General features: G+C 69.1%; 25 protein-coding genes. 7 read left to right on the top strand and 18 right to left on the bottom strand.

Annotated elements, in window-relative coordinates; all coding sequences use genetic code 11:
- Positions 1–35 precede the first annotated feature (35 nt).
- On the top strand, positions 36–461 hold the full coding sequence (gene dtd / locus AB0I69_RS25570) for a D-aminoacyl-tRNA deacylase (protein ID WP_363098005.1): 426 nt from the start codon (positions 36–38) through the stop codon (positions 459–461).
- A 4-nt stretch (positions 462–465) separates the two neighbouring features.
- Here the strand turns inward: dtd and AB0I69_RS25565 are convergent, their stop codons facing one another.
- From AB0I69_RS25565 to AB0I69_RS25540, 6 genes are all read right to left on the bottom strand, one after another.
- Entirely contained in the window at positions 466–1431 is a 966-nt protein-coding gene (locus tag AB0I69_RS25565) for a folate-binding protein (RefSeq protein WP_363098004.1), read from the bottom strand.
- A gap of 10 nt (positions 1432–1441) precedes the next feature.
- Positions 1442–1915: a transcriptional repressor gene (locus AB0I69_RS25560; RefSeq protein WP_363098003.1), complete on the bottom strand. Its 474-nt coding sequence runs from the start codon at positions 1913–1915 to the stop codon at positions 1442–1444.
- 15 nt (positions 1916–1930) lie between these two features.
- Positions 1931–2506 carry an FABP family protein gene (locus AB0I69_RS25555; RefSeq protein WP_363098002.1) on the bottom strand — a complete coding sequence of 192 codons (576 nt, stop codon included), beginning with the start codon at positions 2504–2506 and terminating at the stop codon, positions 1931–1933.
- Between the two features lie 222 nt (positions 2507–2728).
- Entirely contained in the window at positions 2729–3541 is an 813-nt protein-coding gene (locus AB0I69_RS25550; RefSeq protein ID WP_363098299.1) for a hypothetical protein, read from the bottom strand.
- Positions 3542–3795: 254 nt separating this feature from the next.
- Positions 3796–4641: a hypothetical protein gene (locus AB0I69_RS25545; RefSeq protein ID WP_363098001.1), complete on the bottom strand. Its 846-nt coding sequence runs from the start codon at positions 4639–4641 to the stop codon at positions 3796–3798.
- Entirely contained in the window at positions 4638–5360 is a 723-nt protein-coding gene (locus AB0I69_RS25540) for a hypothetical protein (protein ID WP_363098000.1), read from the bottom strand. The genes AB0I69_RS25545 and AB0I69_RS25540 overlap by 4 nt, the downstream gene beginning before the upstream one ends.
- A 129-nt stretch (positions 5361–5489) precedes the next feature.
- Between AB0I69_RS25540 and AB0I69_RS25535 the strand changes: the two genes are divergently transcribed.
- The gene (locus tag AB0I69_RS25535; protein WP_363097999.1) at positions 5490–5852 is read left to right on the top strand and encodes a DsrE family protein; all 363 of its coding nucleotides are present in this window, start codon (positions 5490–5492) and stop codon (positions 5850–5852) included.
- Here the strand turns inward: AB0I69_RS25535 and AB0I69_RS25530 are convergent.
- Both AB0I69_RS25530 and AB0I69_RS25525 read right to left on the bottom strand, forming a co-directional pair.
- Positions 5846–6043, bottom strand: a complete 198-nt coding sequence (locus tag AB0I69_RS25530) for a DUF397 domain-containing protein (protein WP_363097998.1) — start codon at positions 6041–6043, stop codon at positions 5846–5848. The two genes, AB0I69_RS25535 and AB0I69_RS25530, sit on opposite strands and share 7 nt — an antisense overlap.
- Positions 6025–6867: a helix-turn-helix transcriptional regulator gene (locus tag AB0I69_RS25525; RefSeq protein WP_363097997.1), complete on the bottom strand. Its 843-nt coding sequence runs from the start codon at positions 6865–6867 to the stop codon at positions 6025–6027. The genes AB0I69_RS25530 and AB0I69_RS25525 overlap by 19 nt, the downstream gene beginning before the upstream one ends.
- Positions 6868–7038: 171 nt before the next feature.
- On the opposite strand from AB0I69_RS25525, the gene AB0I69_RS25520 reads away from it, so the two are divergent.
- Positions 7039–7404: a hypothetical protein gene (locus AB0I69_RS25520; RefSeq protein WP_363097996.1), complete on the top strand. Its 366-nt coding sequence runs from the start codon at positions 7039–7041 to the stop codon at positions 7402–7404.
- A 62-nt stretch (positions 7405–7466) separates the two neighbouring features.
- A complete protein-coding gene (locus tag AB0I69_RS25515) occupies positions 7467–7664 on the top strand; it encodes a hypothetical protein (protein WP_363097995.1) in 198 nt (65 codons plus the stop codon).
- Here AB0I69_RS25515 and AB0I69_RS25510 read toward each other — a convergent pair.
- Positions 7654–8712 carry an aldo/keto reductase gene (locus AB0I69_RS25510; protein ID WP_363097994.1) on the bottom strand — a complete coding sequence of 353 codons (1059 nt, stop codon included), beginning with the start codon at positions 8710–8712 and terminating at the stop codon, positions 7654–7656. The genes AB0I69_RS25515 and AB0I69_RS25510 overlap by 11 nt on opposite strands.
- A gap of 104 nt (positions 8713–8816) precedes the next feature.
- Between AB0I69_RS25510 and AB0I69_RS25505 the strand changes: the two genes are divergently transcribed.
- Positions 8817–9446, top strand: coding sequence for a TetR/AcrR family transcriptional regulator (locus tag AB0I69_RS25505; protein WP_363097993.1), 630 nt, complete (start codon positions 8817–8819; stop codon positions 9444–9446).
- 37 nt (positions 9447–9483) lie between these two features.
- Here the strand turns inward: AB0I69_RS25505 and AB0I69_RS25500 are convergent, their stop codons facing one another.
- Together AB0I69_RS25500 and AB0I69_RS25495 are read right to left on the bottom strand one after the other, a co-directional pair.
- Positions 9484–9858 (bottom strand): VOC family protein, encoded by a 375-nt coding sequence (locus AB0I69_RS25500; RefSeq protein WP_363097992.1) that lies wholly within the window; start codon positions 9856–9858, stop codon positions 9484–9486.
- Between the two features lie 29 nt (positions 9859–9887).
- A complete protein-coding gene (locus tag AB0I69_RS25495; RefSeq protein WP_363097991.1) occupies positions 9888–10148 on the bottom strand; it encodes a DUF3099 domain-containing protein in 261 nt (86 codons plus the stop codon).
- Between the two features lie 195 nt (positions 10149–10343).
- Here AB0I69_RS25495 and AB0I69_RS25490 point away from each other — a divergent pair, with 195 nt between their 5' ends.
- Together AB0I69_RS25490 and AB0I69_RS25485 are read left to right on the top strand one after the other, a co-directional pair.
- On the top strand, positions 10344–10910 hold the full coding sequence (locus AB0I69_RS25490) for a hypothetical protein (protein ID WP_363097990.1): 567 nt from the start codon (positions 10344–10346) through the stop codon (positions 10908–10910).
- A gap of 49 nt (positions 10911–10959) precedes the next feature.
- A complete protein-coding gene (locus tag AB0I69_RS25485; RefSeq protein WP_363097989.1) occupies positions 10960–11703 on the top strand; it encodes a hypothetical protein in 744 nt (247 codons plus the stop codon).
- 88 nt (positions 11704–11791) lie between these two features.
- Here AB0I69_RS25485 and AB0I69_RS25480 read toward each other — a convergent pair whose 3' ends face one another.
- The 7 genes from AB0I69_RS25480 to AB0I69_RS25450 form a co-directional block, all read right to left on the bottom strand.
- On the bottom strand, positions 11792–12079 hold the full coding sequence (locus tag AB0I69_RS25480) for a DUF1416 domain-containing protein (RefSeq protein WP_019064558.1): 288 nt from the start codon (positions 12077–12079) through the stop codon (positions 11792–11794).
- A gap of 41 nt (positions 12080–12120) precedes the next feature.
- Positions 12121–12960 carry a sulfurtransferase gene (locus AB0I69_RS25475; protein WP_363097988.1) on the bottom strand — a complete coding sequence of 280 codons (840 nt, stop codon included), beginning with the start codon at positions 12958–12960 and terminating at the stop codon, positions 12121–12123.
- Between the two features lie 115 nt (positions 12961–13075).
- Entirely contained in the window at positions 13076–13186 is a 111-nt protein-coding gene (locus AB0I69_RS25470; RefSeq protein ID WP_363097987.1) for a putative leader peptide, read from the bottom strand.
- Between the two features lie 184 nt (positions 13187–13370).
- A complete protein-coding gene (locus tag AB0I69_RS25465; protein ID WP_363097986.1) occupies positions 13371–14114 on the bottom strand; it encodes a DUF2993 domain-containing protein in 744 nt (247 codons plus the stop codon).
- 155 nt (positions 14115–14269) lie between these two features.
- The gene (locus tag AB0I69_RS25460) at positions 14270–15403 is read right to left on the bottom strand and encodes a hypothetical protein (RefSeq protein ID WP_363097985.1); all 1134 of its coding nucleotides are present in this window, start codon (positions 15401–15403) and stop codon (positions 14270–14272) included.
- An 8-nt stretch (positions 15404–15411) separates the two neighbouring features.
- Positions 15412–15666 carry a MoaD/ThiS family protein gene (locus AB0I69_RS25455; protein WP_363097984.1) on the bottom strand — a complete coding sequence of 85 codons (255 nt, stop codon included), beginning with the start codon at positions 15664–15666 and terminating at the stop codon, positions 15412–15414.
- Between the two features lie 61 nt (positions 15667–15727).
- Complete coding sequence (locus tag AB0I69_RS25450) at positions 15728–16630, bottom strand: alpha/beta fold hydrolase (RefSeq protein WP_363097983.1); 903 nt, start codon at positions 16628–16630, stop codon at positions 15728–15730.
- Between the last annotated feature and the right edge of the window lie 197 nt (positions 16631–16827).

Genomic DNA, 16827 nt, shown 5'->3' with positions numbered 1-16827 from the left:
GGAGTCGTTCTCGCCCGCACGGCATCATGGAGCCCATGCGAGCAGTGGTGCAGAGGGTGGACGGCGCGAGCGTCGTCGTGGGCGGCGAGACCGTGGGAGCGATCGAGGGCGAGGGGCTGTGTGTCCTCGTCGGGGTCACGCACGAGGACACGAAGGAGAAGGCGGCCCAACTGGCCCGCAAACTCTGGTCGATCCGCATGCTGCACGACGAGAAGTCGTGCAGCGACATCGACGCCCCGCTGCTCGTCATCAGCCAGTTCACGCTCTACGGCGACGCCCGCAAAGGACGCCGGCCCACCTGGAACGCCGCCGCCCCCGGCGACGTCGCGGAGCCGCTCGTCGACGAGGTCGTCTCCCAACTCCGCGCCCTGGGCGCCACGGTGGCGACGGGCCGCTTCGGCGCCCAGATGCGCGTCTCGCTCACGAACGACGGCCCGTTCACGGTCCTCGTCGAGATCTAGGGCTCTAGGGCTCTACGACTACTTCCTGGGCCGCCGCCGTGCTGTCCGCCAGCAGTGGCGCGTCCAACGGCACGTTCCGCTTCACCAGCGCGAGCGCGATCGGGCCCAGTTCGTGATGCCGTACGGACGTCGTGATGAAGCCGATCTTGCGACCGTCCACCCCCTCCTCCGCGAGCCGCAACTCCGTGCCGTGGCCCGGGAGATGGACCTCGCTGCCGTCGAGGTGGAGGAAGACGAGGCGGCGCGGCGGCTTGCCCAGATTCTCTACGCGCGCCACCGTCTCCTGACCCCGGTAGCAGCCCTTCTGCAGATGAACCGCCGTACCGATCCAGCCCAACTCGTGCGGGATGGTGCGGTGGTCGGTCTCGAAGCCGAGGCGGGGGCGGTGGTGCTCGACGCGTAGCGCCTCGTACGCCAGGATCCCGGCCGGCGGGCCCGACTTCTCGGCGTACGACTCCAGGTCCTCGCGCGGGAGGAAGAGATCACGGCCGTACGGTGTCTCGCGTACGACGACACCGGCCGGGACCTCGGCGATGGAACCGGCGGGGACGTACACGACCGCGAACTCGCTTGTGCGGTCGGTGACTTCGACGCGGTAGAAGAACTTCATCGACTCCAGGTAGGCGATCAGCGCCTCCTGGGTGTCCGGTTCGGTGTGCATCCACACCGTGGTGCCGTCGTCGACGAGATACAGGGCGTGCTCGATGTGGCCGTGCGCGGAGAGGATCAGCGCCTCGGTGGCCACGCCGGTGGGCAGGTCGCTGACGTGCTGGGTGAGCAGCAGGTGCAGCCAGCTCAGCCGGTCGTCACCGGTGACGGCGACGACCCCGCGGTGCGAGAGGTCCACGAAACCGGTGCCGTCGGCGAGGGTGCGCTGCTCACGGAACAGGTCGCCGTAGTGGGCGGCGACGCCTTCGTCCACTCCTTCGGCGGGGACGGCGCCGGGCAGGGACAGCAGGGGGCTCTTCATACGGGTAAGCCTACGACTCGGTAGTTGAAGACTCGGCGGAAGTCTTACCGGTCGCTTTCTTGCCCGTCCTGCCCGTGCAGTCCTTGCAGCGGCCGAAGATCGCGAAGTGCTTCATGTCGGTCTCGAAGCCGAAGGTGTCGCGCAGCTTGGCCCGGAACTCGGCGGCCACCTCGACATCGGCCTCGATGACGTTCGTGCAGTCACGGCAGACCAGGTGGATGTGGTGGTGCCGGTCCGCGAGGTGGTACGTCGGCGCCCCGTGCCCGAGGTGGGCATGGCTGACCAGCTGAAGCTCCTCCAGGAGCTCCAGGGTCCGGTACACCGTGGAGATGTTGACCCCCGACGCCGTCTTCCTCACCTCGATGAGGATGTCGTCAGGGGTCGCGTGCTCAAGCGTGTCCACGGCTTCGAGCACAAGCTGCCGCTGCGGGGTCAGCCGGTAGCCGCGCTGCCGCAGATCACTTTTCCAGTCGGTGCTCACCACACTGGAAGTCTAGAGCTACTTGAAGAAAGCGATCCCGTCGTCCGGCATGTCGTCCGGGAGGGCCTTCGCCCAGCGTTCGACGTCGTCCGGGGTGACGATCTTCTTCAGGTGGGCGGACATGTAGGGGCGGAGCTCGACCTCGGGGGTCTGCTTCTCGCCGACCCACATGAGATCGCTCTTGACGTAGCCGTAGAGGCGCTTGCCGCCGGTGTAGGGGCCGGAGGCGGCCGTGCGGGCTACGGCGTCGGTGACCAGGTCGATCTGGGGCTTCTGCTTGGCCAGCTCGCCGTACCAGATCTCGACCACGCCGTCGTCACGCGTCATCGTGACCTCGACCTTGCGGTCGGCGTCGATGCGCCAGAAGCCGGACTCGGTCTCCAGGGGGCGGACCTTGTTGCCGTCGTTGTCCAGGACCCAGGTGTGGGAGCGGTACTCCAGGAAGTCACGGCCGTCGTGGCTGAAGGAGACCTCCTGGCCGAAGTTGCACTTCTCGGAGCCCGGGAAGTCGTGCACACCCGCACCGGCCCAGTCGCCGAGCAGGAAGACGAGGGGGACCAGGTCCTTGTGGAGGTCGGACGGGATCTCGATCATGACGTCAGCAGTTCCTCGGTGGGGGTCAGCGCTGGCCCTGGTACAGCTTCTTCACGCTCAGTCCGGCGAAGGCGAGAACGCCGACGCAGACCAGGACCAGCAGGGTTTCGAAGAAGATCTCCACGGGTGCTCCTCGGATGAGCGTGGTGCGGTACGCATATGTACACAGGGCCGGGCCCCAGCTTACGCGGCTGGGGCCCGGTGCTCTTGGCGAGGTACGGCTCAGTCCAGCAGCTGGCTCTGGAGGGCCACCGTCTGCTGGAAGGGGACGGCCTTCGCAGTGCCCTTGCGGGACTGCACGACCAGCGCGATGGTGTCGCCGGCGGAGAGGTAGGCCTGCCGGACCTGCTCGGCGCCGTACGGCTTCGACTCGTTGAACGCCGACATGGTGACCTTCTCGGAGCGGGCCGCTTCCGGGTAACCGTCGTCGAAGGTGGCGTTCGGTGCTCCGCTCAGCGCGTAGGCCGGTGAGCCGTAGGAGATCAGGCCCGGGGAGAACAGTTCGTCCACGACCTCCGCGGTGTCGAACTGGAGCAGGTAGATCCGGGTGCGCGTGCCGTCCGGTGTCGTCCAACCGCGGGCCGCGATGTGTCTGAGGCCGTTGTCGGTCAGCTTCTGCCCGAACTCCTCGCGGTCGTCCGCGGAGGCGTACTGCGCGAGGAAGTCCTTCGCCGCCAGCCAGCCGTCCGTGCCGCGCAGGGCCGCATCGGCCTTCGCGCTCTTCGGCGCCGGCAGGAGGAGGGCGCGCAGGTCCGCGTAGTGGGCGCCCGTCTTGTTGGCCCGCGCGAACGGGCCCGGGCTGCCGGAGGGCAGCGGCGGCATGACGATCTCCGGGTAGTCCCAGCGCCCGTCCGACGCGGTCGCCAGACCGGGTACGTCGGTCCGCTTCATCTGCGTGACGCCGTACGCCGTGCCCGCCCCGGCCGCCGCGAACACCACGACGGCCGCCGTCCAGCGGAGGGCCGCGCGCAGCACCCGGCGGTCCTTGCGCACCGGGGGCTGCGGCTCGGGTACCGGCGGGGGTGTGTCCGGCATGGGCGGGATCACCACCGGGGTCTCGGCCGGGGTCGTGACCAAGGTCTCGGCCGAGGTTGCGGCCGGAATCGCCGCCGAGGTCTCCGCCGGGATCGCGGCCGGGGTCTCCGCCGACGTCTCGGCCGGCGCCGCCGACGCCTCCGTCGAGATCACAGCCGGGGTTGCGCCCGAGGTCGCGACCGGCGCCACCGCCGACGCCTCCGCCGGGATCGCGGCCGGAGCTGCGGCCGGGGTCGTGGATTCCTGCTGCTCGGTCATACCGCTTCCCCCGTCGACTTGATGCGGTCGAGCTGCTCGCGCAGGAAGTACGCGACGCTCTTCGGGTCCATCGAATGGGTGCCGGACGCGGTGAGCGCGACCAGGATGTCGCCCTCGTACGCCGAGCAGACCATCTCGCCGAGTGCCTCCCCGGCCGACTCGGACGGCAGGAAGCAGCGCGCGTTCTTGTGGCCCTTGATGGTGGGCCCCTTGCGGAACGCAGTGAGGGCGTCCAGGAGCGCGCTCTGGTAGGTGGCGATGTCCCGCGCGGCGCCCTCGTCCATCTGGGCCAGCTGCACGTTGACGGTGAAGGCGTGGTCCTGGTCGAGGGTCGAGTTCGCCGCGTCGGGCACGTTGAGGTAGCTGCGCATGGCCAGGCCCTTGATGTGCTCCCGGTCGATCTGCTTCTCCAGCAACAGCCGCTGGGAGCGGGGCAGTTCACCGATCCCCTCCTTGCGCAGCGCGGTGGCCTCGCGCCCGGTCAGCTCGGCCTCGGAGCCGAACTGGGCGATGTCCGGGCCACGGCCGAACCCGCTGGTGGCGTACGGCACGAGGACGCCGAGCAACCCCTTGGCCGGCGCCGCCGTCGGCTCCGCCGCCACCTTCGGGAACTTCCACGTGGGGGCGCCCGCGTCCCGGTCGGCACCGTTCACGGTCACCACGGTGTATCCGACCCCGCCGACGACGGCGAGGGCGAGCAGGACACAGGCGGAGACCGCGGCGATACGACCCCTGCGGACGGGCTTCTCAGGGGCCTCGGGTACGGCCACGGCCGGCTCCGTGGGCTCCACGAACTCGACCTCACCGACCTCACCGACCTGGTCTGACTGGTTCTCGGTCACAGCCGCCCCATCTGCCGCTCGGCCACATCCATGATCGCCTTCTTCGAGATCGGCTTCGTGTCGTACATCCAGACCTCCATGGCGATGTCGCCGCGCCAGGCGTGGGCCTCGGCGCTGTACTCGCCGCCGTCGGCCGGGTGGACGTACGCCATTCCGTCACCGGTGCCGGGGATGGCCCAGCTGTCGGTACCGGAGGGGTCTTCGGCGTAGGAGCTGTCGTCGGCGGCGGCGTCGGAGGCGCCGAGGGCCTCCACCTGGCGGTACTGCACCAGGACGATCTCGACGTCCCGCGTCCCCTGCGACCAGCGGATACCGGCCGCGCGCCGGAACTCCTCGCCGATGTAGTACGAGTACGCGTTGCTCGGATCCTCGTACCGCGCGGAGTAGTCCGCCAGGCTCAGCCAGCCGGCACTGCCCTCCACGGTGCCCACCCGCGCCCCGCTCGGCTTCTTCAGCAGGACCTTGCGCAGGTCGCCGTCGACCTTGACCTGACGGTCCTCGGCGGCGGACAGGGGCTCCGGCCCCGGCCCCTTCGCCTGCGCGAGCTTCGGCTGCGACAGCGAGGGCAGCTTGTCGGGTGTGCGGTTCACCTGTACGAGGAAACCCGTGCAGGTACCGGCTACGACACCGAGCACGGCGGCGACGGCGATCAGGAGTGTGGTGCGGCCACGGCGGCGCGGGCGGGGCGCGGGCCCCAACTCCGGCTCCGGCTCCGGCACTTCTTCGATGGTTTCTTCCGGTACTTCCAAAACGTCCCCCACGGAACATGGCATGCGCATTCCATATGCGCGCACAGGAGACCCATGGTCGTTGCAGGGAGTTGTAGGGAAGTTGATTACGATTCGGTCATGGCGAAGAAGCTCGTGATCAAGGTGACGGCAGGGGCCGACGCCCCCGAACGCTGCTCACAGGCGTTTACGGTGGCCGCGGTCGCCGTTGCCAGCGGAGTGGACGTCTCCCTGTGGCTGACCGGCGAGTCAGCGTGGTTCGCGCTGCCGGGCCGCGCCGCCGAGTTCGAACTCCCGCATGCCGCTCCGCTGGTTGACCTGATCGACTCGATCCTCGCGGCCGGCCGCGTCACGTTGTGCACGCAGTGCGCGGCCCGGCGGGACATCACGGAGAAGGATGTCATCGAGGGGGTGCGGATTGCGGGGGCGCAGGTGTTCGTGCAGGAGGTTATGGCTGACGGTACGCAGGCGCTCGTCTACTGAGCCTTGACCGAGCTTACGAAATCCGCCCAGGCGTCGGTGCCGAAGAGGAGGGTGCCGTGGGCGGGGTTCTTCGTGTCGCGGACGGGGACGAGTGCGGGGATGTTGGGGGCGAACTCAACGCACTGGCCGCCGTCGGTGTTGCTGTAGCTGCTCTTACGCCACGTCACGCTGCTCAGGTCGATGGCTCGCACGGCACTTCCTCCAACATCCGCAGGATGAACGATCGCGACTCGGCCGGAGATAGCGCCAGGTCGCGTACCGCATCATATGCACGCTGGAGCCGCTCAACCCGTTCGGTTTCTTCGATCAGTTCGCCGCGTACGTCGTTCTCCGTGTAGGCCACGGTACGACCGTCGGACAGCCTCAGGAACATGGTGTCGGTGTTCGTCAGGCCGTGCAGTCCAGTGCCGAACGGCAACACGTGGATCATGACGTCCGGGCGCTCAGCGGCCTCCGCCAGGAACCTCAACTGCTCACGCCAGGCCAGCTTGTCACGCAGCGCCAGACGCAGGACCGCTTCGGACATGATGGTGCGGAACGGCGGCACGTCATCGCCCTCCAGCAACTTCCGTCGCCGCACGCGCGCTTCGACTTGCTGCTCCAGTTCTTCACCCTGGAGCCCACCCGCCGCAAGGGCTTCGCGAACATACCCGTCCGTCTGAAGCAGACCTGGCGGGGCGCTCACCGCGTAGTGCCACAGGCTCACCGCCTCGGCCTCCAGCATCATGTAGCGCCGGTACTGCTCCTTGAACTGCGTCGGATCACCAACTGCCAGCTCCCACAAGATGAGCAGCAGGGACCCCGTTCCGTAGAACTGGTCCAGCGCCTGTACGACCTCAGGTCCGCCCAGCGTGCCCCCTCGCTCCATCTTGCCGAACAGCGACGCGTCCCACCCGACCTGCCTCGACAACTCCCGCAAGCTCAGGCCTCGTTGATGCCTCAGCTGCCGCAACTCCTCAGCAAACCGCTTCCTGGGCTCATGGCTCATCTCCGTGACCACCAGCCGTTGCGGCATCTCGACCTCCTGTGGAATTTGTGGAATTTGGCGCGCCCCGTGCGGAAGTTGAGCCCGTTGGCGCTGTATTCGCCTCCGCCCTGGGTCATCCTCGTAACACACCCAGGAATGCACAGAGTAATACAACTGTCGCATTCTGTACGGAAGTTGCACAAAAAGGAGGAGGAGCCGATGGAAACCGGAGCACTGCTGTACGACCCGGCCACCGACAAGGTCGGCGAGTACCAGGACAAGTCGGGCCCCTACGCCCTGCTACGCCCCGTCGGCGGCGGGCGCGAATGGCAGGCCGACCCCGGGTCACTGCGACCGGCCACGGACGCGGAGCGCCTCAGCGCCGGGGTCCGCGCGGCGAACGCCCGCCCGCGAACCGACGCCCCGTTCCTCGTCGCCGTCACGCCCCAGCCGGCCCCCGACTGCGCGACCTGCGCAGAACTCACCGGCCTCCGGTCCACCGCACGGACGGAACACGACTACAGCGCCGAGACCGACGCGAACGTACTGCTCCGCAAACACCGAAGTGAGGCACACCCCGTATGAACGGCCCGTGTCCTCACCAACTGATCCAGGTGCCCCCGGGCTGGTCCGTACCGCCACCGCTCATGCCCACGGCGCCCTGGCCCGACGTACGACAGCAGGAACCCCCGGCACCACCACGCGCCGTACCCACACCCCCACCCGCCCGGCGTCGGCGACGGTTCCGCGCACCCCGGGCCCTGCGCGAGGACGCCTTCTGGACCGGGGCGCTCACGGCGATGTGCATCGGCGGACTGCTGATGGCGATCATCGCTACGACCTGAGCACCTGCGGAGGTGCGACAAGCGGTGGGTTGAGGCGGGCGAAGCCTTCCTGGCGCTGGTAGGGGAAGTACGGGTAGGGCGCTGTCCTGCCGCTCGCCGCGTCGAGTTTCGCCAGCTGGTCGGGCGTGAGCGTCCAGCCGACGGCGCCGAGGTTCTGGCGGAGCTGGTTCTCGTCGCGGGCGCCGATGATGACGGAGGAGACGGTCGGTCGCTCCAGCAGCCAGTTGATGGCGATCTGCGGAACGGTCTTGCCGGTCTCCCGCGCGATCTCGTCGAGGGCGTCGACCACGCGGTAGAGGTGTTCGTCCTCGACCGGCGGGCCGTAGTCCGCGGTGTCGTGCAGGCGACTGTCGGCCGGGAGCGGCCGGCCGCGACGGATCCTGCCGGTGAGCCGTCCCCAGCCGAGCGGGCTCCAGACGAGGGCTCCGAGTCCCTGGTCGAGCCCGAGGGGCATCAGCTCCCACTCGTAGTCGCGGCCGACGAGTGAGTAGTAGACCTGATGGGAGACATAGCGCGGGTGGCCGTATCTCTCCGCGCTCGCAAGGGACTTCATCGCCTGCCAGCCGGAGAAGTTGGAGATGCCGAGGTAACGGACCTTCCCCGCCCGTACGAGATCGTCGAGCGCGGACAGGACTTCCTCGATCGGCGTGCCGGCGTCGAAGGCGTGCAGCTGGAACAGGTCGATGTAGTCGGTACCGAGCCGGCGCAGGGCGTCCTCGCACGCGGTGATCAGGCGCGAACGAGAGGAGCCCGCATCGCCCGGGCCGTCGCCCATCGGCAGGCCGGTCTTGGTGGACACGATCACCTGGTCCCTGCGGCCCTTGATCGCTTCGCCCAGCACCTCCTCGGAGGCCCCGCCGGAATAGACGTCGGCGGTGTCGAACATCGTGACGCCGGCGTCGAGGCAGATGTCCACGAGACGGCGTGCTTCCTGCGCATCGGTGTTGCCCCAGGCGCCGAACAACGGCCCTTGTCCGCCGAAGGTGCCGGCACCGAAGCTCAGTGCGGGGACCTTGAGGCCGGATGCGCCCAGCCGCCGGTATTCCATGGCTGTTCCTCTCTCGTCGCCAGACTTGGCTAACGGTTCTACAGTTCCGTTACTGTGGCATCAACGTAGCAGGCGTGAGCGATTAACGAAACTGGAGTCCCGTTATGGGGTTTGAGGGTGCGGATCCGGGGACCGTCCGTCCAGGAGGGCGCACGGCGCGCGTGCGGGCGTCGGTGCTGGAGGCGGCCGGGGACGCCTTGGCCGAGCACGGCTTTGCCCACCTGGACCTCGCCGACATCGCGCGCCGCGCCGAGGTGGGCAAGACCACCGTCTACCGCCGCTGGGGAACGGTGACCGGCCTGGTGGCCGATCTGCTGCTGGACATGGCCGAGCTGTCACTGCCGCGTACCGAGACCGGCTCGCTGCTCGGTGACCTCACGGCCAACGCCCGGCTCGTGCAGCGCACCTTGGCCGACCCGCGGCAAGGAGCGCTGTTCAAGGCAGTGATCGCCGCCGCCACCTGCGAGGAGAAGACCGCCGAGGCCCTGCACCGCTTCTACGAGATCCGCGTCGAGGAGTGGGCACCCTGCGTCCAACAGGCCATCGACCGCGGCGAGGTGCCCAAGGGCACGGATCCATACGAGGTGATCCGTGCTGTCTCCGCCCCCCTCTACTACCGCCTGCTGACCAGCAACGACCACCTCGACGAAGCCACCGCGGACCGGGCCGCCGGGGCCGCGGTGGCTGCGGCGCGGGCGGGAGCGTACCTGCGGGGCGAGGAAGGTCGTACGTGATCTCCGGGGGCACAGGTCACACCACAGGTCACACCCCCTACTCCTGTCGCCACAGGCAGAAGGGGTGGCCTGCCGGGTCCAGCAGGACTCGTACGTCGTCCTGCGGCTGGTACGCGTGGAGCGTGGCCCCCTCGCGCACGGCCCGCTCGACCTCGCCCTCCAGGTCGTCGACCTCGATGTCCAGGTGCAGCATCATCTGCTGCTCGCCGGGCCTGCGGGTGGGCCACACCGGTGGGACGTACTCCGGCTCGGTCTGGAAGGAGAGGCCGGTGCCGCCGTCGGGCGGGCCGATCAGGACCCAGTCGGGCTCCTCGGCCCGGATCACATAGCCGAGCAGGCGGAGGTAGAAGCCGGCCAGCTCGTGCGCGTCCCGCGCGTCGAGCACCACGGTGGACAGTCTCGTAGGCGACATGCCCGCCCTCTACCCGCTCACCGCGTGCCCTACGGGCGCCGCTTCTTCCCGTCCAGCTCGTCCCACCACTCGTCGGACTTGGCGTCACCGGAGGGGTCGTCCCACCAACGGTCGTCGGGGCCACGCCGGTTGGCGACCATGGCGGCGACCGGAGGGATCAGCATCGCGACCACACACATCCCGACGGCCACGGGCACCGACCAGATCCGCACGACTCCCCAGGCCAGGACGAAGAGTCCGATGCAGATGCCCATCATGACGAAGTACACGCGACGGCGACGTGCCAGCATCTCTCCAGCGTAGGCCCGCATTGATGCCGACTCCACAGGTGCGGGCCCACCAGCGCAGGGGCGCGCGACAGGTTCGAGCGGGAGCGGGCGTACGTCCGATGCGCGCCGCGATTCCCTCTTTCGGCGGGACCGCCGTGGGCACTGCCCCCTCTACGTTCGGTACTTCCACTGATCATCTGCTGAAAGGCGGCCGACTTGACGCCCTCGTACTCCCGAAGCGCCCTGGTTGCCGCGCTCGTGTCCCTGGCCGTCTGGGGCGTTCCGGCGTCGGTGTCGGCCGCACCGGTCAGGTCCGCGGAGCCGGTGCCCGGAATCGCACCACCCGGCGCCGACGAGACCGCCGTCTACAAGGACGTGGACGGCCGGATCATCCCGCAGGCCGACCTGGGCCGGACGGCCACCGCACAGCGGTTCGGGTGCACGCCCGTCAGCGGGCGGGACAACCCGCACCGGTCCGGCACCGGGGTGGCGGCCTCGGGTCACGGCTGGTGGGACAAGGGAAACTGCGACAACAACCGCGCGAACGTCTTCAACTGCCTGTACGAGTGGTACACGGACAACAGCTGGGTCCAGAAGGCGTGTTCCCCGACAAAGGAACTGAAGCCCGGCGGCGGGAGCAGCAACCGTACGGTGGCCCGGCACGACTGCACCGACACCGAGCGGACGTCCTGGCGCAACCATGTGGATGTCGACGTCATCGGTGAGATCGACACGGCCGAGAAGCCGATGAACCAGGCCGACGTCAACTGCCGGGTCCGCTAGACCGACAACTGAGTCCGACAGCCAAGTCCGACAGCCAAGGAGGGGCACAGTGAACAGTGCCGGAACCCTGTTCGGTGCCTTCTACGGCGAGCTCGTCCCGTATCCCTGGCACGATCCCGAGCACGACGCCTACCAGCTGTTCCACCAGCGGTCGCTCGCCATGGGCTGGCTGGATCAGCTCTGGGGCATGAACGACGCCGGTCGGGAGCACCCGGGCGGTGTCTCCGGGACGGGGCTGATCTCCTGGTTCCAGGTCGAGGCCGGGGCAGTCGCCGGTGACCGGCCGCTGCCCGTGCGGCCGTTCCTGGCCTGTGCCGGGGACGCGGTCGCGCGGAGCGGGCGGGCGGACCTCACCGCCGTACAGCTGCTGCTGCCTGTGCAGGGCATCGATCCGGCGTCGCGGCCGGCTTACGCGAGCGTGCCGTCCTTGATGGCGGTCGGGTGGTTCGGTGAACGGGACCCCCGTGCGCGGACCCCGGTCACGGTCGCCGTCAGCAGCGGGGGCCCGGAGCTCCACGGCATCGAGGAGCGGCTCGCCGGTCTGAAGCAGGACGTCTTCGTCCACCGGTCGTCGTCCTCGTCGCCTGGCACGGCCCTTCCCGACGGCATTCCGGCCGCGCCCTTCGACGACACCTTCTGGGACGGTCCGGCCCGGCACCACGTGGTGCTGCGCGGCGAGCTGGCCGAGTGGTCGTGCGACGCCGTGGGATGGCTGGGCGAGGTCGTCGCCGACTGTGCCGCGCTGGGAGGGCTGCGGGCGCCCCTGCTGGTCAGCGTGGTCCGGGGCCGCTGACACCCGCCGCCCGTACCCGCCGCATGTCGAAGGGCCGCACCCGGAACGAGTGCGGCCCTTCGACAGTCAGGTGCTGCCGTGACGGCGATCAGACAGCGATCGCGACCTCCGCCAGCCCGCCCGTCTGGGCGACGACCGTGCGGTCGGCGGTGGCGCCCGGAACGAGGGCGCGGACGGTCCAGGTGCCTTCGGCCGCGTAGAAGCGGAACTGGCCCGTGGCGGAGGTGGGGACCTCCGCGGTGAACTCGCCGGTCGAGTCCAGGAGACGGACGTAGCCCGTCACCGGCTCGCCGTTACGGGTCACCTGGCCCTGGATGGTGGTCTCACCGGGCTTGATCGTCGAGGCGTCGGGGCCGCCGGCCTTCGCTCCACACATGGTCTGTCCTTACGGGGTTAGGGCTTGGGCTTGGTCGGGGCTTACTTGTTGGCGCCGAGCTCGATCGGAACGCCGACCAGGGAGCCGTACTCGGTCCAGGAGCCGTCGTAGTTCTTGACGTTCTCGACACCGAGCAGCTCGTGCAGCACGAACCAGGTCAGGGCCGAGCGCTCGCCGATACGGCAGTACGCGATGGTGTCCTTGGCGAGGTCGACCTGCTCGTCGGCGTAGAGCTCCTTGAGCTCGTCGTCCGACTTGAAGGTGCCGTCGTCGTTGGCGTTCTTCGACCACGGGATGTTGCGGGCGGACGGGACGTGGCCCGGACGCTGCGACTGCTCCTGCGGAAGGTGCGCCGGCGCGAGCAGCTTGCCGCTGAACTCGTCGGGCGAACGGACGTCGACCAGGTTCTGCGCACCGATGGCCGCCACGACATCGTCGCGGAAGGCGCGGATCGCCTTGTTCTGCGGCTTGGCCTTGTAGGAGGTCTCGGCGCGCGCGGGGACCTCCTCGACCAGCTCGCGGGCGTCCAGCTCCCACTTCTTGCGGCCACCGTCGAGGAGCTTGACGTTGTCGTGGCCGTACAGCTTGAAGTACCAGTAGGCGTACGAGGCGAACCAGTTGTTGTTGCCGCCGTAGAGGATCACCAGCGTGTCGTTGGCGATGCCCTTGCCGGACAGGAGCTTCTCGAAGCCCTCCTGGTCGACGAAGTCACGGCGTACCGGGTCCTGGAGGTCCTTGGTCCAGTCGATCCGGATCGCGTTCTTGATGTGGTTCTTCTCGTACGCGGACGTGTCCTCGTCGACCTCGACGACGGCCACGCTCGGGTTGTCGAGGTTTGCCTCGACCCAGTCGGCGTCGACCAGGACGTCGCTGCGGCTCATGCTTTTCTCCTCCGGGGCAGTTACGGCGGTGCGGTGCGTGAGAGAAAGGGGTGCGCGCTCGCGCGGGTGCCCCTGATCAGGGGCACGGGGGGAAGACGGAAGTCTGCGCTTCCGCTCAGAAAGTGCGACAGAGCATGGCGGCGACGCGGCACAGGTCTACTGCCCGCCGCTTCGTGAGGTCGTCCGCCTGGCCCTGCGGCCGGAGGGCGCTCCGTGTGCACTGCATAGGGTCGATCGTAGGGACGGATCGCGGCACATGTCACCGGTGTGTCGTATTTTGAGACGCGATCGTCCGCGATGTGAGACGAGAAAGCCGCTGGAGGCGCTACGGCGGGGAATCCGGACCCGCGTGGCCGTTAATTCCCCCACCGCACGGACACACGCGTCTCGCCCCTCGGACACCCGCCGTCCTACCCGGCCAGCCTGACGTTCGAACCCTTCACCTTGATGTCCACACCGCCCTGCGCGGCCTGCACACTGTCCAGCTTCACGCCGCCCGGCAGTTCGTCGATCGTCTGCTGGAAGTCGGTGATCGAGCGGATCCGGGAGTCGGCGAGGTCGACGACCAGCTTGGGCAGGTTGTCGGCGTGCACCTTCACCGTGTTGCCCACGACGGTGACCGTGCTGAGCACCGGATACGTCGTCGTCCCGACGCCCGCGACCGTGACCTTCATGTCGGCCTTGATCTTGCCGTCGCCGCCGTCGGAGAGGCCGACGATCTGGGCCTTGACCCCGGTGAAGACGCTCGTCGGTTCGGACTTGGCGGCCTTGAGCAGCTGGTCGTAGGAGATGCTCGCGGAGCCGGTCGCGGTGGCCGCCGTGGCGGAGCTGTAGTCGCCGGAGAACTTGACGTCCTTCATCTGGGCCTTGAGGTCGTCGATGCGGATCGTGGAGGCGCCGGCACCGCCCGTGGTGTTCGTGGGCGCCTGGTAGGTCTTGATGTTCAGCTCGACGTCGTCCAGCTCACCGGAGGCGACCTGGGTGAGGAAGGGGAAGCCCTTGATGGAGACGTCGGGGGTGCTGGCCAGGTTCTCGGTGGTCTTCACCTTGGACGCCGCCTCGTCCTCGGCGAAGTAGACCGCGACCCGGTCCACGACCACGAACAGGATGCCCAGAATCACCACGACGGTCAGAAGTATTCGCAGCCCACGCATTTACGGTGATCCCCCACCTGATGGTCGTCGACAGAAGCGGTACGACCATCGAGTAGCCGCCCAGCGCGAGCGTAGTCCTGCGAGATGCGCGCGGCAGAAAATTGTCGATCACCTGTGACAGGGCGCTTAACTGCCGCCTACAACACGGAACTTGACTACCCCAGCGCCCTGCCCAGCACATACACCGCCGGGGCCGCGGCCGCCAGCGGCAGGGCCACGCCGGCCGTGAAGTGGACGAAGCGGGACGGGTAGTCGTAGCTCGCCACGCGGTGGCCGATCAGGGCGCAGACCGCGGCGCCCGCGCCGAGCAGCGCGCCCTTCGCGCCCATGTCCGTCATCCCGCCGACCGCGATGCCGGCGCCGGCGGCAGCGAGGAGAGACACGACGACCGACGCCACCGTCGGCAGCGGGAGCGCGCGGGCCAGGATCGCCACCGCGACCGCCGCCGCGCCGACCGTCACCGCGTCCGGGTCGGCCGCGAGGTGACCGGCCGCGACGATGGCCAGGGCCGCCGAGGCGACCGTCGCCATCAGGCTCTGGATGCGGGTGTCGGGGTCGGCGTGCGAGCGCAGTTGCATGACGAGGGAGAGCAGGACCCAGACGCCCAGGGTGCCGAGGATCGCGGCGGGGCCGTTCTCCCGGCCGGCCGCCAGCAGCGCCACGTCTGCGACGAGCGCGCCCGCGAAGGCCAGCGCGATGCCCTGCCGGGCGGGCCACATCCCGTTCAGCCGGAACCAGCCCGCGGCCGTGACCGCCTGAAGGACGACGAGCGGTACGACGAGGGCGTACGACCCGATCTGCGCGGTGACGGAGAGGAGGAGCGCCAGTACGGCGGTGAGGCCGGCCGGCTGCATCCCGGGCTCGATGATCGGCGAACGGCCCTCCAGCCGGGCCCGCTGGGCGTCGGTGATGCGGGCGTTGCCGGCGAGGGAGGGCGGGCCGTAGCCGTCTGCGGCGGAGGGTGCCTGTACCTCGGGCACGGGCGCGGGCGGCGGGGCGTACGCCTGGGCCTGGGCGTAGGGGTCGTAACTCTGCGGTGCCGCTTGGTGGTTCTGCGGTGGCAGATACGCCGGGTCCGGAGCCGCGGGCGTCGTGGTCTGGTGGACCTGGGTGTCCCAGGTCTGGCCCTGCCACTGCTGGGTGTACTGCTGGGCGCCCTGCGGGTCGTCGTACGCCTGCTGCTGATGACCGGGCCATGCCTGTGCTTGCGCCTGGGCCTGTTGCGGCTGCTGTTGCTGGGCGTAGGGGTCGTAGGGCTCGTCGTAGCCCTCATACGGCTGGTTGCTCATCGCTTCGCTCATCCTCCTGCGAACGGCGGGAGCACCTCGACCGTGCCGCCCTCGGCCAGCCGTACCGTCTCATGTCCACGAGTGCCCACGGGGTCACCGTCGATGAGGAACGAGCATCGCAGCAGTACGCGGGCGAGTTCCCCGGGGTGTCGCTCGCGTACCGCGGTGAGGGCCTCGGCGAGGGTGGCCGCGTCGTACGGCTCCTCGGCGATCCCGGCCGCGGCCTTCGCGGCGGCCCAGTAGCGCACCGTGACCTTTGGCATCTGCTTCCTCAGTCGAGACGGTCGATCGATCGGTTTCTGATCGGTTCCTGCAAACGCCAGGCTAGCTGTCCTGTGAACTGCCCCAGCGCCCGATGCGGGCCAGCAGGTCGTCGGCGGCGGCGTGCTCGGCGTGGCCCATGCCCGGCTCCAGCCAGAGTTCGGCGTGGTCACCGGCGGCGTCGGCCAGCATGCGGGGGTGGTCGACGGGGAAGTAGCCGTCGCGGTCGCCGTGCACGATGAGGAGGGGGGTGGGCGCGATGCGCGGGACCGCCTCGGCCGGGGAGAGCGGGACCGGGTCCCAACCCCTGTGTTCGATACGGGTGTTGAGGCCGTAGCGGCCGACCAGGCGGCCCTCGGGGCGGGTCACCAGCCAGTGGACCTTCCGCATGGGAGCCGTGCCCCGGTAGTACCAACGGGCCGGCGCACTCACCGAAACCACCGCGTCCGTGTGCGCTTCCGTGCGCCCCTCGCGCCCCGAACCCCCGGAATCACCCGGTGAACTTTCGGAACGACCCGGTCCGTACAGCGCCGCGTGCCGCAGCACCACCGAACCGCCCATCGAGAAGCCGACGGTGACCACGCGCGCGTGCCCCTGTTCACGCGCCCAGGACACCGCCGCGGCGAGATCCAGGACCTCGCGGTCGCCGACCGTGGAGCGTCCGCCGGAGGCGCCGTGGCCCCGGAAGGAGAAGGTGACCACGGCCCCGTACTGGGCCAACGCCTCGGCCACCCGACGCACATGAGGCTTGTCCACATCGCCCGTGAAACCGTGCGCCACGACGAACACCGGATCACCGGAAGGTGACCGGGAGGCGTCGTATACGGCCGCCCCCGGTTCGTATACGGAATCGATCGTCACCCCGTCGTCGGTGTGCAGAAACGTCCGCAAAGGTGTGCGTCTGATCGTCTCAGAGTTCGGACGAACGGTGGATCGTGCCACATGACCTGCCGTACCAGCGCTCATGTGGGCTATTCTGCTCGACAGAGGACTCGGGCAGCGAAGCCCCCGGGTCCTTTTGTGCTTCCAGGAGCGTTGTATACGAAGTGGTACACCACGGGAAACCACAGGTGGCCGCCGGTGATACAAGGCCCCTGTCAGCACAGAGCATCGCCGCAATGCCGCAGTGCCGCATACGTCCTCGCAGGGACCGAGGAGGAACC

Source organism: Streptomyces sp. NPDC050508, from assembly GCF_040655155.1.
Lineage (GTDB): Bacteria > Actinomycetota > Actinomycetes > Streptomycetales > Streptomycetaceae > Streptomyces.
The sequence above is the reverse complement of the archived record's forward strand: the minus strand, read 5'-3'. Positions and strand labels throughout refer to the sequence as shown.